General features: G+C 75.0%; 22 protein-coding genes. 12 read left to right on the forward strand and 10 right to left on the reverse strand.

All coding sequences use genetic code 11. From position 1 onward, the window contains the following. Positions 1-123: 123 nt before the first annotated feature. The gene (locus ACIGZJ_RS18030; RefSeq protein WP_396458109.1) at positions 124-936 is read left to right on the forward strand and encodes an SDR family NAD(P)-dependent oxidoreductase; all 813 of its coding nucleotides are present in this window, start codon (positions 124-126) and stop codon (positions 934-936) included. A gap of 58 nt (positions 937-994) precedes the next feature. On the opposite strand, the gene ACIGZJ_RS18035 is transcribed toward ACIGZJ_RS18030, so the two are convergent. Beyond that, on the reverse strand, positions 995-2,194 hold the full coding sequence (locus tag ACIGZJ_RS18035) for an FAD-dependent monooxygenase (RefSeq protein WP_396458110.1): 1,200 nt from the start codon (positions 2,192-2,194) through the stop codon (positions 995-997). A 63-nt stretch (positions 2,195-2,257) separates the two neighbouring features. Here ACIGZJ_RS18035 and ACIGZJ_RS18040 point away from each other — a divergent pair, with 63 nt between their 5' ends. After that, positions 2,258-2,836, forward strand: coding sequence for a TetR/AcrR family transcriptional regulator (locus ACIGZJ_RS18040; RefSeq protein ID WP_396458111.1), 579 nt, complete (start codon positions 2,258-2,260; stop codon positions 2,834-2,836). Positions 2,837-2,929: 93 nt separating this feature from the next. Here the strand turns inward: ACIGZJ_RS18040 and helR are convergent, their stop codons facing one another. Continuing rightward, positions 2,930-5,077: an RNA polymerase recycling motor ATPase HelR gene (gene helR / locus ACIGZJ_RS18045; RefSeq protein WP_396458112.1), complete on the reverse strand. Its 2,148-nt coding sequence runs from the start codon at positions 5,075-5,077 to the stop codon at positions 2,930-2,932. Between the two features lie 557 nt (positions 5,078-5,634). Between helR and ACIGZJ_RS18050 the strand changes: the two genes are divergently transcribed. The 3 genes from ACIGZJ_RS18050 to ACIGZJ_RS18060 are packed head-to-tail and all read left to right on the forward strand — an operon-like array spanning position 5,635 to position 11,880. Further along, positions 5,635-8,670 carry a LodA/GoxA family CTQ-dependent oxidase gene (locus ACIGZJ_RS18050; protein ID WP_396458113.1) on the forward strand — a complete coding sequence of 1,012 codons (3,036 nt, stop codon included), beginning with the start codon at positions 5,635-5,637 and terminating at the stop codon, positions 8,668-8,670. Then, positions 8,667-9,893 carry an NAD(P)/FAD-dependent oxidoreductase gene (locus tag ACIGZJ_RS18055; RefSeq protein WP_396458114.1) on the forward strand — a complete coding sequence of 409 codons (1,227 nt, stop codon included), beginning with the start codon at positions 8,667-8,669 and terminating at the stop codon, positions 9,891-9,893. The genes ACIGZJ_RS18050 and ACIGZJ_RS18055 overlap by 4 nt, the downstream gene beginning before the upstream one ends. Before the next feature lie 37 nt (positions 9,894-9,930). Continuing rightward, positions 9,931-11,880, forward strand: coding sequence for a hypothetical protein (locus tag ACIGZJ_RS18060; RefSeq protein WP_396458115.1), 1,950 nt, complete (start codon positions 9,931-9,933; stop codon positions 11,878-11,880). A 91-nt stretch (positions 11,881-11,971) separates the two neighbouring features. Here the strand turns inward: ACIGZJ_RS18060 and ACIGZJ_RS18065 are convergent, their stop codons facing one another. Then, the gene (locus ACIGZJ_RS18065) at positions 11,972-12,847 is read right to left on the reverse strand and encodes a hypothetical protein (RefSeq protein ID WP_396458116.1); all 876 of its coding nucleotides are present in this window, start codon (positions 12,845-12,847) and stop codon (positions 11,972-11,974) included. Positions 12,848-13,209: 362 nt separating this feature from the next. Here ACIGZJ_RS18065 and ACIGZJ_RS18070 point away from each other — a divergent pair, with 362 nt between their 5' ends. Further along, complete coding sequence (locus ACIGZJ_RS18070) at positions 13,210-13,611, forward strand: recombinase family protein (RefSeq protein ID WP_396458117.1); 402 nt, start codon at positions 13,210-13,212, stop codon at positions 13,609-13,611. An 81-nt stretch (positions 13,612-13,692) separates the two neighbouring features. On the opposite strand, the gene ACIGZJ_RS18075 is transcribed toward ACIGZJ_RS18070, so the two are convergent. Next, positions 13,693-14,298: an SGNH/GDSL hydrolase family protein gene (locus ACIGZJ_RS18075; protein ID WP_396458118.1), complete on the reverse strand. Its 606-nt coding sequence runs from the start codon at positions 14,296-14,298 to the stop codon at positions 13,693-13,695. Between the two features lie 274 nt (positions 14,299-14,572). On the opposite strand from ACIGZJ_RS18075, the gene ACIGZJ_RS18080 reads away from it, so the two are divergent. Next, a complete protein-coding gene (locus ACIGZJ_RS18080; protein ID WP_396458119.1) occupies positions 14,573-15,202 on the forward strand; it encodes an HAD family acid phosphatase in 630 nt (209 codons plus the stop codon). Positions 15,203-15,397: 195 nt separating this feature from the next. Continuing rightward, positions 15,398-16,279 (forward strand): MBL fold metallo-hydrolase, encoded by an 882-nt coding sequence (locus ACIGZJ_RS18085; protein WP_396458120.1) that lies wholly within the window; start codon positions 15,398-15,400, stop codon positions 16,277-16,279. Between the two features lie 59 nt (positions 16,280-16,338). Here ACIGZJ_RS18085 and ACIGZJ_RS18090 read toward each other — a convergent pair whose 3' ends face one another. Next, positions 16,339-17,451 (reverse strand): FAD-dependent monooxygenase, encoded by a 1,113-nt coding sequence (locus ACIGZJ_RS18090; RefSeq protein ID WP_396458121.1) that lies wholly within the window; start codon positions 17,449-17,451, stop codon positions 16,339-16,341. 191 nt (positions 17,452-17,642) lie between these two features. On the opposite strand from ACIGZJ_RS18090, the gene ACIGZJ_RS18095 reads away from it, so the two are divergent. Next, positions 17,643-18,614 (forward strand): TetR/AcrR family transcriptional regulator C-terminal domain-containing protein, encoded by a 972-nt coding sequence (locus ACIGZJ_RS18095; protein WP_396458122.1) that lies wholly within the window; start codon positions 17,643-17,645, stop codon positions 18,612-18,614. A gap of 125 nt (positions 18,615-18,739) precedes the next feature. Here the strand turns inward: ACIGZJ_RS18095 and ACIGZJ_RS18100 are convergent, their stop codons facing one another. After that, positions 18,740-19,222 (reverse strand): peptidylprolyl isomerase, encoded by a 483-nt coding sequence (locus tag ACIGZJ_RS18100; protein ID WP_392935183.1) that lies wholly within the window; start codon positions 19,220-19,222, stop codon positions 18,740-18,742. 247 nt (positions 19,223-19,469) lie between these two features. On the opposite strand from ACIGZJ_RS18100, the gene ACIGZJ_RS18105 reads away from it, so the two are divergent. Continuing rightward, positions 19,470-20,213 carry a DUF3592 domain-containing protein gene (locus tag ACIGZJ_RS18105; protein ID WP_396458123.1) on the forward strand — a complete coding sequence of 248 codons (744 nt, stop codon included), beginning with the start codon at positions 19,470-19,472 and terminating at the stop codon, positions 20,211-20,213. 49 nt (positions 20,214-20,262) lie between these two features. Here ACIGZJ_RS18105 and ACIGZJ_RS18110 read toward each other — a convergent pair whose 3' ends face one another. The 3 genes from ACIGZJ_RS18110 to ACIGZJ_RS18120 form a co-directional block, all read right to left on the reverse strand. After that, on the reverse strand, positions 20,263-20,991 hold the full coding sequence (locus tag ACIGZJ_RS18110; protein WP_396458124.1) for an AIM24 family protein: 729 nt from the start codon (positions 20,989-20,991) through the stop codon (positions 20,263-20,265). 32 nt (positions 20,992-21,023) lie between these two features. After that, a complete protein-coding gene (locus tag ACIGZJ_RS18115) occupies positions 21,024-21,716 on the reverse strand; it encodes an AIM24 family protein (protein ID WP_392935178.1) in 693 nt (230 codons plus the stop codon). 92 nt (positions 21,717-21,808) lie between these two features. Next, positions 21,809-23,185: a TerD family protein gene (locus tag ACIGZJ_RS18120; protein ID WP_396458125.1), complete on the reverse strand. Its 1,377-nt coding sequence runs from the start codon at positions 23,183-23,185 to the stop codon at positions 21,809-21,811. A gap of 213 nt (positions 23,186-23,398) precedes the next feature. Between ACIGZJ_RS18120 and ACIGZJ_RS18125 the strand changes: the two genes are divergently transcribed. Further along, positions 23,399-23,845, forward strand: coding sequence for an SRPBCC domain-containing protein (locus ACIGZJ_RS18125; protein WP_396458126.1), 447 nt, complete (start codon positions 23,399-23,401; stop codon positions 23,843-23,845). Further along, a complete protein-coding gene (locus ACIGZJ_RS18130; protein ID WP_396458127.1) occupies positions 23,842-24,195 on the forward strand; it encodes an ArsR/SmtB family transcription factor in 354 nt (117 codons plus the stop codon). The genes ACIGZJ_RS18125 and ACIGZJ_RS18130 overlap by 4 nt, the downstream gene beginning before the upstream one ends. Before the next feature lie 49 nt (positions 24,196-24,244). Here the strand turns inward: ACIGZJ_RS18130 and ACIGZJ_RS18135 are convergent, their stop codons facing one another. Further along, complete coding sequence (locus tag ACIGZJ_RS18135; protein WP_396458128.1) at positions 24,245-25,228, reverse strand: aldo/keto reductase; 984 nt, start codon at positions 25,226-25,228, stop codon at positions 24,245-24,247. Between the last annotated feature and the right edge of the window lie 200 nt (positions 25,229-25,428).

Raw genomic sequence — 25,428 nt, forward strand, 5'->3', positions numbered from 1 at the left:
GGGGCGGGGCGGGGGCGGGGCCGGGGCCGGGGCGGGCGAACAGGCGCGGAGGGCCGTCGCCCTGACGCGTCGTAGGATCGGATGGTACGCAGAGCACCGATTCCCCGGCGGAGGCGCCCACCCATGTCCGACCAGCGCGTTGTCCTCGTCACCGGCGGCGGTACCGGTATCGGTGCGGCCACCGCCCGGCTGCTGCGCGCCGAGGGCTGCCAGGTGGTGGTCTCCGGGCGGCGCCCCGAGCCGCTGGAGCGCATCGCCGAGGAGTGCGGCGCCCTCGCCCACGTGTCGGACGCCACCGACCCGGAGGACGTCCAGGCGCTCGTGGAGGCGGCCGTGTCGGCGTTCGGGCGGCTCGACGGGGTGGTGCTCAACGCCGGTGTCGGCCGGGGCGGTTCGGTGGGCGACGTCACCCTGGAGGACTGGGAGCTGGTGATGCGCACGAACCTCACCGGCCCCTTCCTGCTGCTGCGGGCCGCGCTGCCGCACCTGCTGCGCGCGCGGGGGGCCGTCGTCGCGGTCTCCTCCGTGGCCGCCCTGCGCAACGGGGGCTCCAGCGCGGCCTACGCCACCTCGAAGGCCGCGCTGCTCCAGCTCTGCCGCTCGCTGGCCGTGGACTACGGCCACCTCGGGCTGCGGGCCAACACCGTCTGCCCGAGCTGGGTGCGCACGGAGATGGCCGACCGCCGGATGGCGCGCTTCGCCGCGGAGGAGGGCCTGGCCGGCGGCGCCGAGCAGGCGTACCGGGAGGCGACCGCGCTGAGCCCGGCGGGCCGGCCCGGGGAGCCCGCGGAGGTGGCCGAGGCGATCGGCTGGCTGCTGTCGCCGGCGGCGAGCTATGTGAACGGCGCGGTCCTCACCGTCGACGGCGGGGTCACCGCGCTCGACCCGGGGACCTCCGCCTTCGACTTCCGGATGGAGCCGCGGCGCCCGCGCTGACGCCGACGCCGCCGGGGCGGCCGGCGGCTCCGGGCCCAGGTGCCGGTGCCCCGTGGGGTCAGCGGGCCCGGGCGCGGGGGGCCGGGTAGTCGGGCAGGGGCCGGCGGGAGCCGCCGGGGGCGAGGCGGCGCTCCGCCGCCGCCATGACCCGCATCAGCGGCAGCCGGACCAGGGTGTCGCGCACCCATCGGGCGGAGCTGGTCCCGGGCACCATCAGGCGGATGTTGGCGCCGATCCGCTGCTTCTCCTCCACCCGCGCGCGGTGGCCCTGCCGGTAGCGCCGGAACGCGCTCCCGTGGTCGCCGCCGGCCGCCGCGAGCTCGCCGGCCAGCCGGTAGGCGCCGACCAGGGCGAGTTCCGCGCCCGCACCGGACGCCGGCGAGGCGCAGTGGGCGGCGTCGCCCACGAGTGCCACCCGGCCCGTCGACCACGAGTCCATCCGCACCTGGCTGAGCGCGTCGAAGTAGAACTCCGGATCGGCGAGCGCCCCGGCCAGCAGGTCGCCGGTGCGCCAGGACGCGTCGGCGGCGAAGGCGGCGCCGACCAGGCGCTTCTGCCGCTCGACGTCGCGGTGGTCGTAGGCGATCGGCTCCTCGCTGCGGAAGATGAAGTACGCCTTGGCCTGGGCGTGGTTGCCCGATCGGTAGATCCCGGCCATCCTGCCCGGCAGGTTGTACATCGTCACCCAGCGGTCCTCCCCCAGGGCCGCGTCGGCATCGGCGAAGGCGAAGTAGTGGCCCTTGTACCGCAGGAACCGCGATTCGGGGCCGAACGCCAGCCGCCGGACGGTGGAGTGCATGCCGTCGGCGCCGACCACCAGGGCGAACCGGCGGGCGGGGCCGTGCTCGAAGGTGACGTCGACGCCGCCGTCGTCCTGCCGCAGGGAGGTGACGGAGTCGCCGAAGAGGTACTCGACGCCGCTTCCCGCCGCCTCGTGGAGAAGCGCGACCAGGTCCCCGCGCATGACCTCCACCCCGTCGTCCACCCGGGTGTCGATCCGCGCCACGTCACGGTCGGCGGCGTCCACGAACCTGATCCCGACGACGTCCGTCGCCGCCGCCCGGACCCGGTCCATGATGCCCACCCGCTCGGCCACCTCGATCGCCTGGCCGCGCAGGTCGACGCCGTTGCCGCCGGCGCGCAGCCCGGGTGCGCGCTCGACCAGGGTGGGCCGGAAGCCGGACCGTGCCAGCCAGTGCGCCAGGGTCAGGCCGGCGATGCCCGCCCCCGAGATCAGGATCCGGTCGTTCGTCGGCATGGCGTCCCCCGGGCTTAAGTGAAATACTCATTTCAGTTAGACCGTAGAGAGAGGCCGATCACGATGTCAACACCCCATCCGCAGCTGCGCGCGGACGCGGCCCGCAACCGCCTGCGGACGCTGGAGGCGACCAGGGCGCTGCTGGCCGACCCCCGTGCCGTCGTCACCGTCGAGGCCATCGCCCGGCAGGCGGAGGTCAGTGCGGCCACCGTGGTCCGCACCTTCGGCGGCAAGGAGGCGCTCATCGACGCGGCCGCCTCCGACCTGCTGGAGCCGCTCGTCCGGCGGGCGCGGGAGCTGCTCGGCGGGCTGCCCCCCGAGGAGGCGCTGCGGACCTTCCTCGGCGAGATGCTGGTGTTCCAGGCCGCGCACCACACCATGAACGCCCAGATCGAGGCGCTGAACCTGCCGGCCACGCAGGCGCAGGAGGCCGCGCTGGAACAGGCCCTCCTGGACCTGGTCGTCCGGGCGCGCGAGGCCGGCGTGATCCGCGCCGACCTCGACCCGGCCGTCGCCACCATCCTGATCGGCGAGTGCACGTACGCGATCGCCAGGTCGCGGGCGCACGGGCCCGGCCTCTCGGCGGACTACCTCACGGTGCTGATGGACGGCCTGCGCCCGCAGCCGCCCGCCGACCGGTAGGCGCCCGCCGACCCGCCGCGCCCGCCGGACGGGCCGGGGGCGGGTCGGCGGGCGCGGCGGGCGCGGCGGGTCGGTGTCAGGGGCCGGCCGGTGTCAGGGGCTGGTGAGGACGACGAGTTGACGGGTCGCCCGGGTCATCGCGACGTAGCGGTCGACCGCCCCCTCGACCCCCGTGCCGAACGCCTGCGGGTCGACGAGGACGACCAGGTCGAACTCCAGACCCTTCGACAGCTCCGGGGTCAGCGACCGCACGCGGGCCGTCGCCCGGAACCCCGGGTCGCCGATCACGCAGGCGATCCCCTCGTCGTTCTCGGCGAGCCAGCCGTCGAGGACCGCGTCCAGGTCCGCGACGGACCCGTGGACGACGGGGATGCCGCTGCTGCGCACGGAGGTCGGCACGTTGGCGTCCGGGAGCGCGGCCCGGATGGCCGGCTCGGCGTGCGCCATGACCTCCTCCGGCGTCCGGTAGTTGATGCTCAGGGAGGCCACGTCGATCCGGTCGAACCCGACCCGCTCCAGCCGCTCCCGCCACGACTCGGTGAACCCGTGCCTGGCCTGGGCGCGGTCCCCGACGATGGTGAAGCTGCGGGACGGGCAGCGCAGCAGCAGCATCTGCCACTCGGCGTCGGTCAGTTCCTGGGCCTCGTCGACCACGATGTGCGCGAACGGTCCGGCCAGGGGCTCCGGGTCGGCGGCGGGCGGTGCGCCGCCGTCGACCAGGGTGTCGCGCAGGTCCTGTCCGCGCAGCATCGTCAGCGCGCCCTCGCCGTCGTCGTCGGCCTCGATCAGGCGGTCGATGACGTTGGACATCTGCGCGCGTTCGGCGGCGACGGAGGCCTCGTGGCGGCGCTTGCGCAGCGACGCCTGCGCGTCGCCGAGCCGCTGGCGGGCCGCGTCCAGCAGCGGCAGGTCGGACACCGTCCAGGCCTGGGCGTCCTTGCGCTGCAGCCTGCGCACGTCCTCGACGGCGAGGCCGGGGGCGCACTTGCGCAGGTAGGCGGGTACCGTCCACAGGTCCCCGACCAGGTCGGTCGCCTCCAGCATCGGCCACGCGCGGTTGAGGGCCCGGTTCAGCTCCCGGTTCTGCAGGAGCGACCTGCGCAGCTGCTCGGGCGGGGCGTCGCCGGGGTGCTTGTCCATCAGGATCGTCAGCAGCTCCTCGCGGATCTGCTCGCGCGCCTCGTTGTGCGGGGTGCCCGGCTCCGGCGCCTCGAACGCGGCGGCCCAGTCGTCGGGGCCCAGCCAGATGTCGGACCAGTGGGTCTCGACCGTCATCCCCTCGGTGGGCGGCTCCTCGTAGATGCCGACGGCCGGCTCGATCGCCCTCACCAGGTCGGCGGACGCCTTCAGGAGCGCCACCTGCGGGTCGGCCTCGACCCCTGCCGCGGCGCCCTCGGCGACGAGGTCGCGCAGGGTGCAGGTCTGCACGCCCTCCTCCCCGAGGCTGGGCAGGACGTCGGCGACGTAGGCCAGGTAGGGCTGGTGCGGGCCGACGAACAGCACGCCGCCGCGCCGGTGGCCCAGGCGGGGGTCGGAGTAGAGGAGGTAGGCGGAGCGGTGCAGGGCGACGACGGTCTTGCCCGTGCCCGGGCCGCCGTCGACGACCAGGGCGCCGCGGGACCCGGCCCGGATGACGGCGTCCTGGTCGGACTGGATGGTGGCGAGGACGTCGCGCATCCGGGCCGAGCGGTTGCCGCCCAGGCTGGCGATGAAGGCGGACTGGTCGTCGAGCGCGGCGTGCCCTTCGAGCGCGTCGGCGGTGAACACCTCGTCCCAGTAGTCGCCGATCCGGCCGCGGGTCCAGCGGTACCTGCGGCGGCTGGCCAGGCCCGCCGGGTTGGCGTGGGTGGCCGCGAAGAACGGCTCGGCGGCGGGGGCGCGCCAGTCGAGCAGCAGCCGGCGGCCCTCGCTGTCGGTGAGGCCGAGCCGCCCGATGTACACGGGCTCGGGGCTGTCCGCGGCGACGATGCGCCCCAGGCACAGGTCCAGGCCGAAGCGGCGCAGGGTGCGCAGGCGGGCGGTCAGCCGGTGGATCTCGATGTCCCGGTCCATCGCCTCCCGCCCGATGCCGCCGGGCGCCCGGCGCTCGGCGTCGAGGCGGTCGGACAGCTCGGCGATCGCCTGCTCGAGGCTCTCCGTGATCGCCGCGAAGTGCCGCTCGTCCTCGGCGATCAGCACCGGGTCGGCCTTGGGGGAAAGACGGTCGGGGAGGTCGAACGCACTGGTGGTCAGGGGGCTCATGTCAGCGGCTCCGATCCTGGGTCGCGCCCGCGAGGTCCGGCCGCGCGCCCGCCCGCCCCCCGGCGACGGGGGTGCGCAACCGCGCCGCGGACCCCGCCACCGGCTCGGTGGCACCGCACGACCTGTGGACCGACAACAGCACACGCACTTGGTGGATCTCCCGTTTCTGCAGGTTACGGCCTTAGTCAGGGATTCTGCGGCATCACCGGGGCCTTGCCGCAAGCCCCCTGGTGCGCTATAGATTCAGAGTGGCAAGGAGTGGGTTTTCCTCCTGCCCTCACCGTCCGCCGCAGCCGGACCACCCCTCCCCAGAGCCGACCCGGGCGTCGTCGGGTGCACCGCCGTGTCAGCGTCCGGTCGGTGGCCATGCGTCAGCCCCGGCAGGGCGGAGGTGGCGTCCGGATGGAGTGCGGAGTGCGCTCGAAAAGACCTGTCGGGTGACTTGCATGGCGGTACCGGGCGCGCTTTTCGGGGGCGGCCTTTGCAGGCTGGAGCCAGAGCGGGCGGGCGCGGCGGTGTCCGCCGTGTGACCGGAGCGCCGCACCTAGGGAGCACACATGATCGGGACCCCTGAACCCGCCGACGGGCCCGCCGGGCCGGCGGGGCTGCCCGGCTGCGCCGACGACGCGGCGGGCGCGCTGCAGCAGATGTTCGTGGACATGACCCAGGGCGCGCGGATGGCCCGCGGGCAGGAGCCCGTGCAGCGGCCGGTGTTCCTCAAGCCGCACGGGGTGGCCCGCGGCGTGCTCACCGTCGCCCCCGACCTCCCGGCCGAGCTGCGGGTCGGCTTCCTGCGGAGCGCCTTCGAGCAGAGCGGGGGGCTGCCCGCCTGGGTGCGCTTCTCCAGCGACACCGTGCCCTCCCGGCCGGACCTGCGCACCACCCTGGGCGTGGGCGTCAAGCTGTTCGGGGTGACCGGCCCGAAGCTGCTGGAGGACGAGCGGGAGGCGGCCACCCAGGACCTGCTGCTGCAGAACCACGACGTCTTCTTCGTCGACACCGCCCAGGACATGTGCGAGTTCACCCGGGCCGGCGTCGTCGACGGCGACTACGAGTCGTACCTGCGCGCGCACCCGCGCACCCGGGAGATCCTGGACGCGATGGCCAAGGCCGAGGACAGCGTCCTGACGACCGTCTACTGGGGCGTCCTGCCCTACGCCTTCGGGCCCGAGCGCTTCGTCAAGTACAAGCTGGTACCGGCCGGCTGCACGGGCGGCGACCCGTCCGCGGTGCCGCCCGACGAGGACCCCGCCTACCTGGGCGCCGACCTGCGCCACCGGCTCGCCGCGGGAACGGCGGCCTTCGACCTGATGCTCCAGTTCCGGACCGACCCGCAGCGCATGCCGCTCGACCAGGCCACCGTGCGCTGGGAGGAGGACGACAGCGCCCCCGTGCGGGTGGCCCGGCTGACCCTCCACCAGCAGGACGTCGACGCCCGGGGCCAGGCCGCCTACGGCGAGAACCTCGCCTACAACCCGTGGCACGGCCTCGCCGAGCACCGCCCGGTGGGCAGCATCGCCGAGGTCCGCCGGAGCGTCTACCAGGCCTCGGCCCGCCGGCGCCGCGACGTGAACGGCATCCCCGCCACCGAACCCGGCCCGGCCCGCCCCCAGCTCACCTCCCCGCCCGGGCGCGACACCCGGATCGTGCGGGCCGCGGTGCACCCCGCGATCGGGGTGGCCCGGGTCGGCGACAGCGCCGACGGGTTCTTCCTCGCCCCCGAGACCGAGGACCAGCCCGCCCTGCCCGCCGGCGGCTACAAGGACGCCACCGGCGCCCTCAAGCGCCAGGCCGTGCGCTTTCGCGTCTACGGCTACAACGCCGCCGGCGAACCGGTCGCCGAACTCACCGCCGACAACGCGGACCTGCGCTGGACCGTGCACGTCGCCAACTCCAAGGCCGCCTGGTACCAGTTCCAACTGGCCCTGGACATCCCGGAGTCCGAGCACACCGACGACAGCCTGCTGCGCAACGCCAAAGTCCCCGCCGCCCAGCGCCACCGCCTGGTCATCGACCCCGGCCCCCGGTCCGTCCGCGGGCGGGACCGCTCCGGCGGGGCCGAGCACCGCTTCGACACCGGCACCTTCCTGGACAAGCCCGTCTACCTCGGCGAGCTGCGCACCGACGACAGCGGCCGGCTGCTCTTCCTCGGCGGGCGGGGCGTCTCCGCCTCCGCCACCGACACCCCCGCCGACACCTTCGCCAACAACGACGGCTGGCACGACGACGTCAGCGACGGCCCGGTCACCGCCGAGGTCCGCATCGACGGGCGGGCGATCCCGGTCGACCCGGGCTGGGTGGTGACCACCCCGCCCAACTACGCGCCCGAACTCACCTCGGTGCGCACCATGTACGACCTGGTGCGCGACGCCTTCGTCACCGCCGGCCTGCTCCCCGCCCCGCCGCAGGTCTCCTTCACCCGCGACGTGCTGCCCGTCCTGCGCCGGCTGTGCGACCTGCAGTGGGTCAACCGCGGCCTGGCCGCCCAGTTCGGGTACGGCGGGCGCGCCTACTTCCTCGACCCGCAGCAGCTCGCCGCGCTGGCCGACCCCGCCCCCGTCCACAAGGAGCTGCGCCGCCAGGTCTGGGCCACCATGCGCAACCACGAGCGCGACGGCATCTCACCCGTCCCGTGGCCGGCGATCTACGGCGACGCGATGAGCCTGCCGCCCGAGTCCCCGCTCCAGCACATGGCGCTCTCCCCGCTCCAGTACCGCCTGCTCGACCGCTGGGCCGACGGCGACTTCACCCCCGACTACGACCCGCAGGCCCCGCCGCCCGCCGCCCTCGACCAGCTCCCGCTCTCCCAGCGGCCCCGCGCCCTGGACCGGGCGGCCCTGTCGTTCTGCCTCGCCGACGCCTTCCACCCCGGCTGCGAGCTCACCTGGCCGATGCGCCACACCACCCTGTACAGCACGCCCTTCCGGATCCGCCACCGCGACCCGCTCGCCCCTCCCCCGCCCTCCTACGGCCCGAAGCTCACCGCGCAGATCGCGCTCTCCTTCGACGGCCCGCTCTACGCCCAGGGGCCGGGCGACCTGACCCGGTGGATGGCCGTGCCCTGGCAGACCGACACCGCGAGCTGCCTGTCCGGCTACGGCTACGGCTCGCCGGGCTTCGGCCCCAAGTACGACCCGTACCTGCCCACCTTCTGGCCGGCCCGGGTGCCCAACCACGTCCTCGCCCAGGAGGACTACGACGTCGCCGTGGACACCTCCCGCCCCGTCGAGGAGCGGCTGGCGGCGTTCGGCAGGCGCCGGCCCTGGCTGCGGTGGCTGCCCTCCGGCTACCTCAACACCATCAACGCGATGGTGAAGGACTTCGGCCGGCTCGGCCTCGTCGAGCGCCGCCCCGGGGCCGTCGACGACCCGCGCCTCCCCTCCGAGATGCTGGTCGAGTCCGAGGTGGGCTTCCCGCCCGAGCCCGCGCCCCCGGCCGGACGCAACCTGGTCACCCTGCACGTGCCGCTGGGCGCCGACCCCGTCCTCGGCGAGGCCGCGATGGCCACCGCGGTGAGCATGGCGGAGCAGCCCGACGAGGAGGTGTCGGCGGGCTACATCGACAAGGTCGTCCGCTTCCGGCACCGCCGGTGAGCGCCCGCACGCGCCCGCCCCGGCCGCTGGACGCCGCCGTGGCGGGCGGGGGCCCGGCGGGCGCCGTGGCGGCGCTGGTCCTGGCGGGCGCGGGCCACCGTGTCCTGCTCGTCGACGACCGCGCCTGGGACGACGGCGCCGGGGAGGACGATGCTCGGGGCGACCGCGGCGGGGGCGACGGTGCCGAGGGCGACCGGGCCGGGGGCGGCCCCGGGGCGGTCAAGATCGGGGAGTTCCTGCCGCCCGCCGCCCGCCCGCTGCTGCGCGACCTCGGGCTGCTGGACGGGTTCCTCGCCGCCGCGCACCCCGCCTCCACCGGCACCTCCAGCGCCTGGGGCTCGGCGGCGCTGCACGAGCGCAGCCACCTGTTCGACCCGTACGGCCACGGCTGGCACCTCGACCGGCGCCGCTTCGACGCCCTCCTGCGGGACGCGGCGCGGGCGGCCGGCGCCGAACCGCTGCGGGCCACCGTGCTGGAGCGGCTCGGCGAGCGCCTGCTGGTACGCGAGCGCGGCGGCGCGGTGCGGGAGCTGCACTGCCGCTGGAGCGTCGACGCCACCGGCCGCCGCTGCACCATCGGCCGCCGGCACGGCCGGCGCCGGCGCCAGGACCGCCTCGTCGCCGCGTACGCCGTGTTCGCCGACCGCCGCCCCGGGGGGCCGCCGGACCGCGAGGCGCGCACCCTCGTCGAGGCGGCCCCGCACGGCTGGTGGTACACCACCCTGATCCCGGCCGGGCGCCTGGTCGCCCACCTGACCGACCCCGACCTCGCGGACCCCCGCCTGCGCACCCCCGAGGGCTTCTGGCACGGCATCACCCGCACCGGCCACCTGCGCCGGCGCCTGGACGGCTACGACCCCGCCGCGACCCCCGCCCCGCGCTGGACGGCCGCCCACGGCCTGCGGCTGACCCCCGCCGCCGGACCGGGCTGGATCGCGGCGGGGGACGCCGCCCTCGCCTTCGACCCGCTCTCCTCGCAGGGCATCCTCACCGCCCTGCACACCGGCGCCCGCGCCGGGCGGGCCGTGGCCGCGTGCCTGGCCGACCCGGACCGCACGGCCGCCGTCCTCGCCGACTACCGCGGGTTCCTGGACGGCATCGAGACCGCCTACCGCGGGAACCACGCCCAGGCCTACCAGCAGGAACGGCGCTGGCCGCAGCACCCCTTCTGGGAGCGCCGCCACCCGGGACAGGGCCTGTCCGGCGGGCATGGGCGGGCATAGTCTGAAAGGACGAACCACTTGTCCTAGGGAGCCGGTCATGGCCTCTCAGACACAGGTCTTACTGGATGCCACCGAGGTCACCCAGTCGGTGCAGGACCTCCACCACAGCGTCACCCTGATCGCCGGCAAGGTCACCGTGGTCCGCCTGTACGTACGCTGCTCCGACGGCCCCGCCGTCAGCGTACGCGGCGCGATCACGCTGCTCCGCTCGCCCGCCGATCCCCCCGTCACCCTCTCCTCGGTCAACACCGTCGCCCTCGACCCGGCCGACCCGCGCGACCTCGCCGCCCGGCGGGCCGACGCGACCCTGAGCCTCAACTTCCTCCTGCCGGCCGCGCTGACCGCCCAAGGGGCGCTCAGTGTGAGCACGGTGACCGTCACCGACCTGCTGACCGGCGCCGCCCTCCCCCTCGGCGGGGCGCCGAACGGCCCGACCGTCTGGTTCCACCCCGGCGCGCCGCTGCGCGTGCGCATCCTCGGGCTGCGCTACCGCCAGGGGATCCCCCCGGTCACCTTCACCCCCCGGGAGCTGGACTTCACCGCCCTGGTCAGCTGGCTCAAGCGCGCCTACCCGGTGGCCGAGGTCATCAGCTCGCACACCGTCATCGACGCGGCCGCCGCCCCGCCCTTCCTGTGCGACGACGCCAACGCCCAGCTCGCCGCCATCCGCGCCCTGGACGTCAGCTCCGGCGGGGACCGGCGCACCCACTACCTCGCCCAGGTGGCCGACGGCGGCTTCTTCCTGCGGGGCTGCGCCGCGGGCATCCCCGCGCTGCCCGACCCCTCCACCGTCGCGGCCGCGCCCGCCGGGGCCGACAGCTGGGGCTGGGACTTCGACGGCGTCTACAGCGACTGGTACGGGGCCCACGAGCTGGGCCACACCTACGGCCGCAAGCACCCCGGGTTCTGCCAGCAGACCGAGGACGACCTGCAGAACTACCCCTTCGACAACGGGCAGCTCGCCGACACCGCGGACACCTTCGTCGGATTCGACGTGGGCGACACCGCGCTGAACCTGCCCATGCGGGCCCTGCCGGGAGTGCAGTGGCACGACGTGATGACCTACTGCCCCCGCCAGTGGCTGAGCAGCTACACCTACGAGGGCATCCGCCGGCGCCTGCTCGCCGAGCAGACGGCCACCGACGGCGCCCCGCCGCCCCCGGGCGTCCCGCGGGCCGCCCCCACCCCCGTCGCCGCTACGCCCGTCGCGATCCACGCGGTGGCCGGCCCGGGCGGCGGGCCCCCCGACCGGCGGACCCCGCAGGTCTCCGTCCAGCGGGTGGCCCCCCAGCCGGCGTCCGCCGCGAACGGGGCCGGCGGCGCGGACCCGTCGGCCGGGCAGCTCGTCAGCGTCGTCGGCACCGTCAACCTCACCCGCCGCGAGGGCGGCATCCGCTTCGTCAACCCGGTGTCCCCGCTGGCCGCCCGGGCCGCACCGCCCGACGCGGAGGGCTCCAACGCCGCCAACGGTGCGAACGGCGCGTACGGCCCGGACGGCGGGACCCCGGTCGTCCTGCGCATCCGGCAGGCGAACGGCGCACCCCCGCGCGAGATCCCGGTCGCGGTCAAGCTGGCCTCCGAGCTGGCCCCGGGGGACGACCGCAGGGGCCTGGTCGACGCCGTCGTCCCGATCGGGCCCGACACGGAGGCCGTCGACCTGGTCGTCGCAGGGCAGGTCGTGGACACCTTCCGGGCCGCGGGCCCGCCCCCGGCGCTGCGCGCCGCCCGCCACGCGGGCGCCGGCGACGGGTCGTTCGGCCTGGCGCTGGAGTTCGACCCCGGCGCGCCGGACTCCGCCTACACCTACTCCGCCCAGGTCAGCACCGACGACGGCAACACCTGGCAGACGATCGGCGTGGGCCTGAAGGACCCCCTGGTCCAGATCGACCACAGCCGGTTCCGCCCCGGGGAGCAGGTCCGGCTGAGGATCACCACCACCAACGGGTTCAGCAGCACCACGGCCGAGACCGCGGCGATCCAGGTCTGACCCCCGCGCACGCCCGGCAGCCCCTCCCGGACTGCCGGGCCGTCGGCTGCCCGGCTGTCCCGGTGGGCCGGGTGCCGGGGTGCCGGTGCGGTCAGTTGGCGAGGACGGTGTCCGGGGTCCGGCCGGACTGGGCCTGCTCGATGCGCTTGGCCAGCATGACGGCGAGGCGCTGGGTCATCGCGGCGTCCACCGGGCCGTCCTCGGTGGTCACGCTGGCGACGACGGTGCCCGCGCGCATGACGATGCCGACGCCGTCGCGGCCGCCGGGCCGGCCCTGCCAGGCGCGGCTCTCGGTGCCGACGACCTGCAGTTCCACCGGGGTGTAGCGGGCGTCGCCGAACGCCGCGTACGCCTCCTTGAGCTTGTCCTGGGCGGCCGCCTTGCCGGGCAGGGTGTCGACGAGGAAGCGCGCGGTGACGTCGCCGGAGGTGAACCGGGCCTCGCCGCTGAGCGGCCTGCCGTTGCAGGACTCGGTGTTCTGGCAGGTCGAGGAGTGGTCGGTGGGGTCGACCCGCCGCTTCTCCTGCTCCCAGCCGGGCATCGCGGACTGGTCGGGCATCAGCTGCAGGACGAGCTTGTAGTCGAGCAGGGGCGTCGGGGCGTCGCTCCAGGTGGGGGCCGGGCCGGCCGCCGGAGCGGAGCCGGCGGGCGCGGCGGTGGCGCCCGGGGGCACGGCGCCGGGCGCGGGGGGCGCGCCGGTGGCCGCGCCCGCCGCGGCGCCGGTGGCGGCCCCGCCTGCCGCGCCCCCGGCCGCCGCGGTGGCGGCGCCCGGGCCGGTGGCCGGGGCGGTCGGGGCCGCGGCGGCGCCGCTCGCGGCCGCCGAGGCGGCGGTGGCCGCCGACGCGCCCTGGCCGGCCGCGGCGCCGTGGCCGCCGGACCCGCTGGACCCGCTGGACCCGCAGGCCGTGAGGGTGCCCAGCAGCAGCCCTGCCACGGCAGCCGTCATCGTGCGACCGACCGACTTCATAGCGCTCTCCTCTTACCCGGGTGTCCGTGAACCGCCAAGAACCACAGCCATGATCGCCCCCCGCCCCGGCCCGCCCTCCCCCGGCCCCCCTCGGCGGCCCGGCGGGAGGGGCCCGCCCGGCTCCGGCCGGCCCACCATGTGGAAGGCCTGGACATTCGCGGATGGTCTAGGCCAAGCTGGGACACTGTACGAAGGGCCGCCTCCAGGCGGCCCGCGCCGTACGGCAGGTCGAGCGCCGGCCCAGCAGCCCCCGCCGGACCCGCACAGCCCGCTCGGGCTCACCGTCGGTCCCCCGGCCTCCGGGAGCGGCGCCAGGCGGATGAACCCAGGTGCCGCGCGCACCACGCTCAACGAGGAGCGCCATGCCCCCCGACCCACGCCCCGCTCCCGCGGTCGCCGTCTACCTGCGCTGTTACCCCTACGACAGCTGGCAGATGGGCCCGCACCTGCGGGCCCTGGAGGAGCACGCCGCCGCGCTCGACCGCACCGTCGCGCACGTGTTCCTGGACAACGGGGTCTCCTCGCGCGCCTTCAGGCCCCAGCTGCAGCGGCTGCTCGCCTGGGCGGCCCGGGGCCGGATCGACACCGTGCTGGTCCCGGGACTGTGGGTGTTCTCGCTCGACACCACCACCGCACACTGCGTGACCGGCTTCCTGCACGCGGCCGGCGCCGACGTCCTGGAGCTGCCCGAGCGCCGCGGCGGCGGGACCCGGCCGGTCCCGGGCCTGGTCCGCCAGCGCGAGCGGGTGCCCGGCGCGGCCTGAGCCCTCCCCGGGCAGGACCGGCAGGCCCGACAGGACCGGCGGGACCGGCAGGGCGACGGGGGCCGGCGGGATCGGCAGGGATCAGAGGCCGGTCAGCTCGCCCAGCCCCAGGGCGCGCAGGGTGTGGTTGGCCATCTGCAGGTGCCCGGCGGCGTTGGGGTGGGCGGGGTCGTCGAGCCAGGGGATCGGGTCGGTGTCGGGGAAGCGGGCCAGCCAGTGGGCCTCGTGGTCCACCAGCAGGGCTCCCGTGTCGCGGGCGATCTCCCGGACGGCCTGGCAGTAGGCGGGCAGCTCGGGGCGGGCCGTGCGGCCGCTGACGCTGGTCAGGACGGGGGTGTGGAGCACGATCTGCGCACCGGCGGCCCGGGCGATGATCGCCCGCAGGTCGGAGTGGAACGCGTCGAGCCCGGCCAGGCCGGCGCGGGCGTCGTTGGTGCCCAGCGAGATCGACAGCACGTCCGGGGAGAACCGGCCGATCAGGTGGTCGTAGGAGCCGAGGACGTCGCCGGCGCGCCAGGCGGAGACGCCGGAGTTGACGACGATGTCGGTCAGCCGGTCCAGCTGCCAGCGGATCCGCTCGTGGACGTGCTCGACCCAGCCCCGCGACCCGTGGGTGTGCAGGACGGCCTGGGTGATGCTGTCCCCGGCCGCCACCCAGGTCATCGGCTCCGCCGACAGTTCGATCATGTGGCTGTTCCCCCTGCTCGTCGTGGTGCGCCCGGACCCCCGCGCGCCGACCCCATTCGATCATGGCACGCCCTGCGCCCTGCGCTCTGTGTCCTGCCCCCTGCCCCCTGCCCCCTGGCGCCCTGCGCCGTCCACGCTCACGGGACGCACAGAAGATCGTTACCCGTTGGTAAGCATTACTCCCGCCGCCCGACTTGACGGTGTGGGAGATTGCTCGGGCCGCGGTGTGAACACATGTGCGGCGAGCTCCCCGACACCGTGACAGGAAGGTCCGATGACAGGTATGAGGTTCGTTGGCAGAGTCGCCGCCCCCGCGGTGCTGACCGGCATGCTCCTCTCGGGCCTGGCCGTGCCCGCGACGGCCGCGCCGGCTCCGGTGGCGGCCGCGGCCCCCGCCGCGGCGGCCGCGCAGGCCGTGACCGAGGGCCAGTGGCTGGCCGACGTGCAGGCGGCGGTGGCCCCCGCGCGCTCGTACATCGAGCAGCGCACCGCCGCGGCCGGGGCGGGTGAGCGGCTCGCGATCGTGTTCGACATCGACAACACGACGCTGCAGACGCACTTCCACCCGTTCACCCAGCCGGCGATCGCGTCCTCGCTGGCGCTGGCGGACTACGCGCGCTCGCGCGGCGTCGCGGTCGTCTTCATCACCGCCCGGCCGGACTTCATCGAGTCGGTGACCCGCTACAGCCTCCAGCACGCCGGGTACCCGGTGGACGGGCTGCACGGGCGCGACCTCGGCGACCTCTTCCGCCCGGTGCAGGCCTTCAAGACCGCCGAGCGCGCCGCCGTCGAGCAGCAGGGCTACACGATCATCGCCAACGTCGGCAACAACACCACCGACCTGGCCGGCGGCCACGCCGAGCGGACCTTCAAGCTGCCCGACTACAACGGGCTGCTGTCCTGAGCCGTCCCCCACGGTAGCCCGGCCTCGGCCCGGTCCGCGCAACGCAGTTCGGGGCCCTCGGGGCCGGGCGCGGCAGCGGGCGGGCCCGTCGCGGGGCACCTGGTAGGTTCGCGGCGGCGGCCCACGGTGGGGCCGCCGCCGGACCGGGGGCGGACGCCGCACCCGGCCGGCGGACACGACGCGGTGGGGAGAGGGATGGCCTCCGGACGGGACCCGATCGACTTCACGCACACGGACGTCGCGGGGCGCTCCCTGGACGTGCGCTGGATCCACGGCTCGGAGTCGGCGCGGCACAACACCGATCCCGAGATCCAGGTCCACCACTACGACGAGCACACCGTCCTGCTGCGGCAGAACATGGCCGTCAACTACGAGGCGCCGTTCCTGTTCCTGCTCTTCGGCGACGAGCGGGCGGTGCTGCTCGACACCGGCGCCACCGCCTCCCCCGACTTCTTCCCGCTGCGCCGCGTCGTGGACGGGCTGGTCGCGCGGTGGCTGGAGCGCCACCCGCGCACCGGCTACCGGCTGCTCGTGCTGCACAGCCACGGGCACGGCGACCACGTCGCCGGGGACGCCCAGTTCGCCGGGCGCCCCGACACGGTGGTGGTGGACGCGGGGCTCGACACCGTGCGGGAGTTCCTCGGCCTGGACGGCGACCTCGACCGGCCGGCCCTGCTGGACCTCGGCGGCCGGGTGCTGAGCTGTCTGGCGGGCCCGGGCCACCACGAGGCCGCGATCACCTACTACGACCCGTTCACCGGGTTCCTGCTGACCGGCGACACCGTCTACCCGGGCCGGCTGTACGTCGCCGACTGGGACGCCTACGTCGCCACGATCGACCGGCTGATCGCCTTCGCGGCCGCCCACCCGGTCAGCCATGTGCTCGGCTGCCACATCGAGATGACCGACCGGCCCGGCGTGGACTACCCGATCCGCTACACCTACCAGCCCGACGAGCCGCCGCTGCAGATGACGGTCGGCCGGCTCCACGACATCCGCCGCGCGCTCGACGAGGTGGCCGCCCGGCCCGGGCGGCACGCCTTCGACGACTTCGTGATCTGCTACGACACGCACTGACCGGTACCGGCCCCCGGGAGCCGGGGTGCGGCGGGGCCCGTCGGCCGGGGTGCGGCGGTTCAGAGGGCGAGCTCGATGGCGTTCTTGGCCCGCTCGACGGACTCCTCGGCGGGCGGGCCGCCGGGGTTCTCGGTGGCCAGCGCCTGGTTGAGGGCGACGAAGGGGCGCAGCCGCTGCTCGTAGCGCTCGAAGGCCGCGCGGTGGCCCTCGGCGCCGTCCCGGGCCCGGCCCAGCTCCTCGGCGAGCACGTGGGCGCCGACCAGCGCGAGGCTGGTGCCCTGGCCGGACAGCGGCGAGGGGCAGTAGCCGGCGTCGCCGAGCAGCACCGCCCGGCCGGCGGACCACTGGTCCAGGTGCACCTGGGCCATCGTGTCGGCGTAGAAGTCGGGGGTGCGGTGCAGTGCCTCCAGCAGCCGGGGCGTCTCCCAGCCCAGCTTCGACATCCGCTCGGCGACCAGCCGCCTGCTCTGCTCGGCGTCCCGGACGGCGGGCTCGGTGCCGGCGTACCCGAAGGTGACCCGCAGTTCGCTGTTGCCGCGCACCGGGTAGATGCCGTAGCCGGCGTCGCCGTCGCGCATCCAGACCTGCCAGTCCTCCAGGCCGAGGAAGTTGTCGGCGCTGAAGATGGCGAGGTGGCTGCCCAGTTGGCGCAGGAACCGCTCCTCCGGGCCGAAGACCAGCTTGCGGACCCGCGAGTGCAGGCCGTCCGCGCCGACCACCAGGTCGAAGGTGCGGGGCCGGCCGTGTGCGAAGGTCGCGTGCACGCCGTCCTCGTCCTCCCGGAGTTCGGTGATGGCGTCCCCGTGGATGAACTCGACGCCGTCGCCTGCGCGTTCGCGCAGCATCGCGACCAGGTCCGAGCGCAGCAGCTCGACGTCCTCGCTGTCGAGGCGGCCGGCGCTGTAGGTCGCCTCGGTGGAGCGGTGGACCTCGTTGCCGTCGCCGTCGAGCACGGACATGCCGAGCATCCGGGTGCGCACGGCCCGGATCCGCTCGGTCAGGCCCATCTGCTCGACCACCGCGAGGGCGGCGCCGCGGATGTCGACGGCCTGGCCGCCGCTGCGGGGGGCGGGGGCGAGTTCGACCACGGTCGGGGCGAAGCCGCGGCGGTGCAGCAGGTGGGCGAGCGCCGGTCCGGCCACGCCGCCGCCGGAGATCAGAACGGTCTTCACGAGGGACTCCCCTGTTCATCGTTGGTACGCTGTAAGCAATGTGAATGTACGACGTAAATCCAGGGCCTTGCAAGCCACTTGAGAGTCGCTCTGACCTAGTACAGAAGGGTTCCGGCAGCGGTCTTCGCTGCTGGGGCCTGAGCTAGTACAGGACCGGATGCGGCGAAAAATTTCTCCAAGGAGTCGACCCCATGGCACCCGGCACGCCCCCGCCCTTCCAGCGCATCGCCGCCGAGCTGCGCCGACGCATCGTCACCGGCGAACTCGCCCCCGGTGAGCGGGTGCCCTCGACCCGCCGCCTCGCCCAGGACTGGGGCGTCGCCCTGGCCACCGCCACCAAGGCCCTGACCGAGCTGCGCCTGGAGGGCCTGGTCGAGGCCCGGGCCCGGGTCGGCACCGTGGTCGCCGCACCCGCCACACCTGCCGGGCCCGCCACCGCGGGTGCCGCCGCACCGGCCGCGCAGCGCCGGCCGGCCCCGCCGGAGGGCGAGTTGAGCCGCGAGCGGATCATCCGGGCGTCCCTGGAGCTGGCCGACGCCGAGGGGCTGGCGGCGCTCTCGATGCGCGCGGTCGCCGCCCGGCTCGGGGTCTCCCCGATGTCCCCCTACCGCTACGTCACCGGCAAGGAGGACCTCGTCCTGCTGACCGCCGACGCGGCCTTCGGCGAGGCGTCCTACCCGGACGTGCCCCCCGTCGGCTGGCGCCCCCGCCTGGAGCTGGGCGCCCGCACGCTCTGGTCGCTGTTCCGCCGCCACCCCTGGCTGGCGCACCTCAGCCCGGTCACCCGGCCCAAGCTGCTGCCCAACCTGATGACGCACGCCGAGTGGGCGCTGGCCGCGCTGGACGGGCACGGCCTGGACGCCCCGGCCATGCTCGACATCCATGTGCTGTTCTACAGCTACATCGAGGGCATCGCCGTCAACCTGGAGCGCGAGACCCAGGCACAGGCCGCCACCGGCGTCACCGAGGACCAGTGGATGGAGCACCAGGCCCCCGCCCTGGGCGCGCTCGCCGACTCGGGCCGCTTCCCGGTGTTCAGCCGACTGGTCGCGGGCCTGGAGAACGGCTACGACCTGGACCTGGACGGCCTGTTCGAGTTCGGCCTCGCCACCCTGCTGGACGGGCTGGCCCCGCGCATCGAGGCGGCCGGGCGCAGCGCGTAGCGCCCGTTCCCGCACCCGCACCCGGGCACCGACACGGATACGGGACGGGCACGGGCACGGGCACGGGCACGGGCGGGGGCCCGGACGGATCTCCGTCCGGGCCCCCGCTCAGCCGCCGGGAGCGGTCACTCCACCACGGTGGCCGACTCGATGGCGACCTGCTCGACCGGCACGTCCTGGCCGCCCGTCTTGACCTTGCCGATCGCGTCGACGACGTCCTGGCCGGCGACCACCTTGCCGAACACCGCGTAGCCCCAGCCGTCCTGGCCGGGGTAGTCGAGGAAGGTGTTGTTCTTGGTGTTGATGAAGAACTGCGCCGAGGCCGAGTGGGGGTCGGAGGTGCGGGCCATGGCCACGCTGTAGTGGACGTTCTTCAGCCCGTTCTTCGCCTCGTTCTGGACCCTGTCGGGGGCCGGCTTCTCCCGCATGTTCCGGTCGATGCCGCCGCCCTGGATCATGAAGCCGTCGATCACCCGGTGGAAGATCGTGCCGTCGTAGTGGCCCCTCCCCACGTATGCCAGGAAGTTCGCCACCGTCTTGGGCGCCTTCTCGGCATCGAGTTCGAGCTCGATGTCGCCCTTGGTGGTCTTCAGCAGGACCTTGGTCATGTCTCTCCAAATCAGCGCAGCACGTCCGGCCCGGCAGGCCGCCCCTGGTGGGGCTCGTGCCCCCACCGGGCCGGACACGGACAGCCGCAGCCTACCGACGCGGCGTCACCCGGCCCCGCAATCGCCGCCGCGCGCCTCCGGGACGGCCCCCGGGCCGGCGCGGGCGCAGCGCGCCACGGAGCAGTTGTTCACCCGGCGGACACGTCGTGGTCCAGACCACTGGGCGGGATGCCGGTAGCATCCGCGGGTGACCATGGAACCCGCCGCGGAAGCCCGCGAAAGACCCCAACGCCCCACCCTGGGAAGGCTGTTGGCGCTGATCGTCTGCGCGGTGCTGCTGGCCGCGGACGGCTGGGCCACCGGGCGGGGCTACGCGGCACTGGGCAGGGCCGGCGACTGCGGCAACACCGGCCAGCGGGTCTGCGGGAGCATCGACCTCTGGCACGGCCTGGCCGCCGTCGGCGGCGTCATCCTGGGGCTGGTCCTGCTGGCGGGCACGGCCGTCGTGCTGGCCGCCGACGGCACGGCCTCCGCCTCCTCCGACCTGCCGATCGGCGCCGGCACCCTGGTCGGCGTGCTCTGCCTGCTGCTCGGCGCCGCCCGCGGCGCCGACACCACCAGCGGCTGGCTGCTCGGCCCGGCCGCCGCGGTCGCGCTGCTCGCCCTGTGGTCGGCGCGTGCGGAGGCGCGCAGGCGCCGGCGCGTCCTCGCCGAGGAGCAGCGCCGGGCCGAGCGCGAGCTGCGCCTGGAACGGCACGGGGTGAGCGTGCCCGCCACCGTCCTGGGCCTCCGGGGCACCGGCGTCCACCTCAACGACCGCCCCGAACTGGTCGTCACCCTCCGCTACACCACCGCCGACGGCCGGGAGCACACCGAGTCGGTCACCGAGACCTTCCCCGCCTACGACGCGCCCCGCCGCGGCGAGGTTCTGACCGTGCGCTACGACCCCCGCGACCCGCACCTGCCGCAGCTGGCCGCCGGCACCGGCTGACGGCGCCGGGCGGGCACAGACGGGCGGGCACAGACGGGCGGGCGTCGGGTCAGCGCAGCGGGACACGCTGGGGTGCGAGGAGTTCGCTGGGCTGGACGATCACGAAGCCGTCGCCGGTGAAGGACAGCTCCCAGCCCTCGGTGGCGGTGCCGCGTCGGCGCCACGCCTCGGTGTTGGTGCTCTGCGCCTGCAGCTGCACGTCCAGGGCCGAGGACCAGCCGACCACCGCGTCGGCGTCCGCGTAGACGTACTCTCCCTGCCGTACCGGCATCACCAGCGGGCGCCCGGAGGTCATCACCACCAGCGTGCCGCTGCCGGACAGTTCCAGGCTGTGGCGCCCGACGCCGGAGATCCGCTCGCCGCCCTCGACGTCGACCGCCTGCCAGTCGATGCCGGTGTCCAGCGCCAGGACGTAGCTGCTGGTGATCGTCAGCCGCTCGCGGCTGAGCTCCAGGATGTGCAGGTGCTGGGCGAGGTTGGCGAGATAGACGGTGCCGGTGCCGGCGCAGCGCATCAGGTCCAGCGCGGGGGCGGGCCGGCGGCCGGGCGGCTGCTGCTGCGGGTTCTGCTGGTGCTGCTGGTTCTGGCGGTTGCGGCGCCGGCCGCCGGGCGGGGTCCAGTCGGTGAACTGGACCCGGCCGGTGTGGGCGACCATCGCGCCGCTGCGGGCCAGGACCTCGGCCCGCCCGTCCAGCGCGACCCGCAGCAGCTGCGGGTTCTGCAGGGCGAAGCGCTCCTCGCCGGTCAGGGCGGTGTGGTCCAGAAGGGGACTGTGCACGGTGCTCGCTACTCCTTGGGGCCGCGGGCTGTTCAGCCGCGGATCTTGAGCCGGTCGGAGGTGTCCTCGCTGGGCTGGACGACGACGAATCCCGAGCCCCTGAAGCCCAGTTGGACCGCCTCGCCGCTGCCCCGGCCGATCAGCGAGCCGACCTTGAGGCTGCGCCGGACCTTGATCTCCAGGCCCGTCGTCCAGGCGACCAGGGCGTCCGGGTCGACGTAGGTCTCGGCCTCGGCGCAGTCCAGCACCACCGGGACCCCGCGGGAGGTGACCGACACCCAGCCGCTGCCGCTGACCGTCACGTTGTACAGCCCGGTGCCGGCCATCAGCACCGGCCCCTTGACCTTCTCGACGGCGCAGCCCAGCGAGGCGTCCAGGGCCAGCAGGTGCGAGCCGTTGACGGACAGCGACTCGTCGTCGAGCTGGAGGTTGAGCACGTCCGCGCCGAAGTCGGCCAGGTAGAGCGTGCCGTCCCCGAACCAGCGCAGCAGCGGGCTGCGCTCGCCCGACGCCCACTCGCCGAGCGTGCGGCGCAGCGACTGCGAGACCGGTTCGTACTGGAGGAAGCCGTCGTAGGCCACCATCGCGCCCGCCTTGGCGAGCACGTCCTGTCCGCCGGTCACGGCGACCTTGCACATCGCGCCGCCGTGATGGCTCATCCGCGCCGTGGCCGGGGAGGCCGTGCAGCCCTCCAGGTACGTGCCCGAGAGCACCCGCCGCTCCATCTCCCGACCTCCTTGACTGGTTGACTGGGTTGCCGGCCCGACCGCCGGCGGGGACTGCCGGCCGGGGCCACCCCGGCCGGGACTTCGCCCGCTCAGACCTCGAACGGCTGGACCACGATGAAGTTGCCCGGTCCGCCCCTGAACTGGAGGCTGTACGACTCCGCGGCGTGTCCCGCGTACGCCGAGCGCCGGATCCGCACCGGGGCGGTGGTGATCACCTGTGCGCCGCGCGACCAGGCGACCAGGGCGTGGATGTCGGCGTACGTCTCCGGCGCCGGGGTGACCGGCAGCACCACGGGGATGCCGTTGGTCTTCACCACCACCGTGCCGTGGCCGCTGAACTGGAGCGTGTAGAAGCCCCCGTTCGGCAGGCCCTCGCCCTCGATGCGGCGGACCTCGTGCTCCAGCCCGGCGTCGAAGGCCAGGATCCGGTCGGAGCTGACGCAGATCGCGTCGCCCTCCAGCCGCACGACGTGGAGGTGGCTGGCCTCGTCGGCGAGGAAGACCTGGCCCTCGCCGGAGACGCGCATCAGTTTCAGCGTCTGGCCGGTGAGGTTGCCGGTCAGGCGGCGCAGCACGCCGGAGCCCTCGTGGGCGAAGTCGGCGCGGCCCTGGTAGGCCACCATGCTGCCGTGCAGGGCGAGGACGTCCTGGCCCTTGGTGAGGGTGTAGCGCACGAGGTGGTCGTTCTGTTGCGCCCAGCCGCTCTGCTCGGGGACCTCGGCGTACTTGACCAGGCTGACCCGGACGCCGGGTGGGGCGGGGGGCGGCGGTTGGCGGTCCCAGGCGGGCGGCTGCGGCTGGGGTGCGGGCTGCTGCTGGGCCGGGGCCTGGAGGGTGGGCGCCGGCGCGGGCGGCCCGCCGCGGGCGTCCGGCGCCTGCCGGGCGTCCTGGGCGTCCTGGGCGTCCGACTCATCCGGCCCGTCCTGGGCGTCGTCCTCGATCGCCTCGCCGCCGAAGTTCTCCAGCAGCGCGCGCAGGCCGCCGTCGAAGCCCTGGCCGACCGGGGTGAAGCGCCACTCCCCGTCGCGCCGGTAGAAGTCCGCCAGCATCACCGCGCGCTCGGTGCTGAACTCGGCGCCGGTGAAGGAGTAGCGGCCGACCTCGGTGCCGTCCGCGACGATCCGCACGTACCCGGAGGCGACCTGCGACATCCGGCCGTCGCCGTCGATGGTCGCGGTCAGGCTCAGCCGGTGGATGGCCTGCGGGACGTCCGGCAGCACGATCCGGAACGCCTCGGTGTCGCCGGACTGCGCGCCCAGCAGGCGTATCGAGCCCTCGGGGCTGGCGGGCTGGTTGAAGAAGACGAAGTAGCGGTCGTCGCTCAGCCGCTCCTCGGCGTCCAGGCCGAAGCAGCTGATGTCGAACGACAGGTCCGGCGCGGTCAGCCGTACCCCGAGGTAGAGCTCGGGACCCGGCGTCAGATCGGCTATCCGCACGCGCGATGCCTTGACGATTTCCCTGGTCATGGCGCTGAGCCGACCCTCCCCCTGGGCGTGACGGGCATGGTCCCGCGACCCTACCCCACCCCGTTCGGACGAGGCATCAGCCCGTGCGGTTGCCGCCGCGCCGAGATGGTGCAACTCTCCGGTTGCACCTGGAGGCCCGACGTGCAACCCTGGAGTTGCAGTCAGTGGGTCGCAACGGCCGCAACGGCCGTCCTGGAGACGAAGGAGCCCCTCATGAGCGAGGACCGGATCGAGCGCGAGACCCTGATCGAGGCGTCCCTGGAGCGGGTGTGGTCGCTGGTGGCCGAACCCGGTTTCTGGGTGGGCGACCCGGAGAGCCTGGCCGGCACGGTGGCCAGGGAGGGCGAGTCGATGGTGGCCAGGAACGCCGAGTACGGCGACTTCCCGGTGCGCGTGGAGAAGGTCGAGCCGCCGACGTACCTGGCGTACCGGTGGGCCAGCGCCTTCCCCGGGCAGGAGCTGGGCGAGGACAACAGCACCCTGGTGGAGTTCACCCTGACCCCGGAGGACGGCGGGATCCGGCTGCGCGTCGTCGAGAGCGGGTTCGCGGCGCTGGCCGGCTCCCCCGAGCTGCGCGGCAAGGCGCTGAAGGACAACACCGACGGCTGGCCGCAGGTGCTCGAGGCGTTCAGGAAGCGCGTCGAGCAGCAGGGCGCGTGACGCAGGAGGGCCGCGGCGCGGGCGGGGCCGTCGACGACGTCCTGGCCGCGCTGGCCGACCCGACGCGGCGCCGGCTGCTCGACCTGCTCGCCGCGCAGGGCGAGGCCACCGCGACCACGCTCGCCGGGCGGCTGCCCGTCTCGCGGCAGGCGGTGGTCAAGCACCTCGCGGTGCTGGACGCCGCCGGGCTGGTCGCCGGCAGCCGGGTCGGGCGCGAGGTGCGGTACGCGGTGCGGCCCGCGGCACTGGACGCGACGGCGCGCTGGATGGCCGCGCTCGCCGCCGACTGGGACCGGCGGCTGGCGGGCATCAAGCGCGCCGCCGAGGCGGCGGAGCGGGACTCCCGCTAGGGTCCGTGTCCGGACCCCGGCCCCGCTCCGCGCCCTGCGCGCGGCGGTGTCACCAGCGGTCGTGCACCTGCGGGCGGATCCGGCGGTCGTAGAGTTCGCGCACCGCGGCGAGGGTGTCCCCGGGCAGCGGCGCGAGGGCGGCGGCGGCCGCGTTGGCGCGGGCCTGCTCGGGGTTGCGGGCGCCGGGGATCACCGTCGTGACGCCCGGCTGCTGGACGATCCAGCGCAACGCGGTCTGGGCCGGGCTCGCTCCCTCGGGGGCGAGCCCGGCGAACTCCGCCGCCGCCTCGACCCCGGTCGCGAAGTCGACGCCGGAGAACGTCTCGCCCTGGTCGAAGGCCTCGCCGTGCCGGTTGAAGGTGCGGTGGTCGTCCGCCGCGAACGAGGTGCTCGCGGTGTAGCGGCCGGAGAGCAGCCCGGAGGCGAGCGGGACCCTGGCCAGGACGCCCACTCCGGCCGCCGCCGCGGCGGGCAGGACCTGCTCCAGCGGCTTGAGGCGGAACGCGTTCAGGATGATCTGCACGCTGGCCACGCCCGGGCGGGCGATCGCGGTCAGCGCCTCGGCGCAGGTCTCGACGCTGACGCCGTACGCGGCGATCCGCTCCTCGGCCACCAGGGTGTCCAGGGCGTCGAACACCTCGTCGCTGCCGTACACCGGGGTCGGCGGGCAGTGCAGCTGCACCAGGTCGAGGCGCTCCACGCCCAGGTTGGCCCGCGAACGGTCCGACCAGGCCCGGAAGTTCGCCAGGGTGTAGTGCTCCGGGCGCTGCTCGACCCGGCGGCCGAACTTGGTGGCGACGAGGACGTCCGCGTCCGGACGGCCCTTCAGGTAGCGGCCGATCAACTGCTCGCTGCGGCCGTCGCCGTAGACGTCGGCGGTGTCGAAGAGGGTCACGCCGGCCTCGACGGAGGCGTCCAGGACGCCGAGGGCGTCCTCCTCGCGGACGTCGCCCCAGCCCGCGCCGAGCTGCCAGGTGCCCAGTCCCACGACGGAGACGGGCCGGCCGGTACGGCCGAGTACACGCTGTTCCATCCCTCGACCCTCTCACGGCCGCCGGCGCACGGGCGGCAGGGCGGACCGGACGCCTCGACGGGGTCAGGCGGTTCACCTGCCGCACGGAGCCCGTCCGGCCGAACGGCGAGGCACCACGCCGCGGTCGTTCCGGTCCGGATCCGCGGGAGCGGGCACCCGGAGCCCTGTATCGGGAGTTCCTCAGAACTCCCGATACAGGG

The organism is Kitasatospora sp. NPDC052868 (assembly GCF_044547105.1).
In the GTDB taxonomy this organism is placed as follows: domain Bacteria; phylum Actinomycetota; class Actinomycetes; order Streptomycetales; family Streptomycetaceae; genus Kitasatospora.

Excerpts from the sequence above, each read along its gene's own strand:
- ACIGZJ_RS18135 (WP_396458128.1), bottom strand. The coding sequence starts at position 25,228 with ATGGAACAGCGTGTACTCGGCCGTACCGGCCGGCCCGTCTCCGTCGTG.
- ACIGZJ_RS18050 (WP_396458113.1), top strand. The coding sequence starts at position 5,635 with ATGATCGGGACCCCTGAACCCGCCGACGGGCCCGCCGGGCCGGCGGGG.
- ACIGZJ_RS18030 (WP_396458109.1), top strand. The coding sequence starts at position 124 with ATGTCCGACCAGCGCGTTGTCCTCGTCACCGGCGGCGGTACCGGTATC.
- ACIGZJ_RS18035 (WP_396458110.1), bottom strand. The coding sequence starts at position 2,194 with ATGCCGACGAACGACCGGATCCTGATCTCGGGGGCGGGCATCGCCGGC.
- ACIGZJ_RS18120 (WP_396458125.1), bottom strand. The coding sequence starts at position 23,185 with ATGACCAGGGAAATCGTCAAGGCATCGCGCGTGCGGATAGCCGATCTG.
- ACIGZJ_RS18085 (WP_396458120.1), top strand. The coding sequence starts at position 15,398 with ATGGCCTCCGGACGGGACCCGATCGACTTCACGCACACGGACGTCGCG.
- ACIGZJ_RS18100 (WP_392935183.1), bottom strand. The coding sequence starts at position 19,222 with ATGACCAAGGTCCTGCTGAAGACCACCAAGGGCGACATCGAGCTCGAA.
- ACIGZJ_RS18080 (WP_396458119.1), top strand. The coding sequence starts at position 14,573 with ATGACAGGTATGAGGTTCGTTGGCAGAGTCGCCGCCCCCGCGGTGCTG.
- ACIGZJ_RS18075 (WP_396458118.1), bottom strand. The coding sequence starts at position 14,298 with ATGATCGAACTGTCGGCGGAGCCGATGACCTGGGTGGCGGCCGGGGAC.
- ACIGZJ_RS18040 (WP_396458111.1), top strand. The coding sequence starts at position 2,258 with ATGTCAACACCCCATCCGCAGCTGCGCGCGGACGCGGCCCGCAACCGC.
- ACIGZJ_RS18115 (WP_392935178.1), bottom strand. The coding sequence starts at position 21,716 with ATGGAGCGGCGGGTGCTCTCGGGCACGTACCTGGAGGGCTGCACGGCC.
- ACIGZJ_RS18125 (WP_396458126.1), top strand. The coding sequence starts at position 23,399 with ATGAGCGAGGACCGGATCGAGCGCGAGACCCTGATCGAGGCGTCCCTG.
- helR (WP_396458112.1), bottom strand. The coding sequence starts at position 5,077 with ATGAGCCCCCTGACCACCAGTGCGTTCGACCTCCCCGACCGTCTTTCC.
- ACIGZJ_RS18065 (WP_396458116.1), bottom strand. The coding sequence starts at position 12,847 with ATGAAGTCGGTCGGTCGCACGATGACGGCTGCCGTGGCAGGGCTGCTG.
- ACIGZJ_RS18060 (WP_396458115.1), top strand. The coding sequence starts at position 9,931 with ATGGCCTCTCAGACACAGGTCTTACTGGATGCCACCGAGGTCACCCAG.
- ACIGZJ_RS18070 (WP_396458117.1), top strand. The coding sequence starts at position 13,210 with ATGCCCCCCGACCCACGCCCCGCTCCCGCGGTCGCCGTCTACCTGCGC.
- ACIGZJ_RS18095 (WP_396458122.1), top strand. The coding sequence starts at position 17,643 with ATGGCACCCGGCACGCCCCCGCCCTTCCAGCGCATCGCCGCCGAGCTG.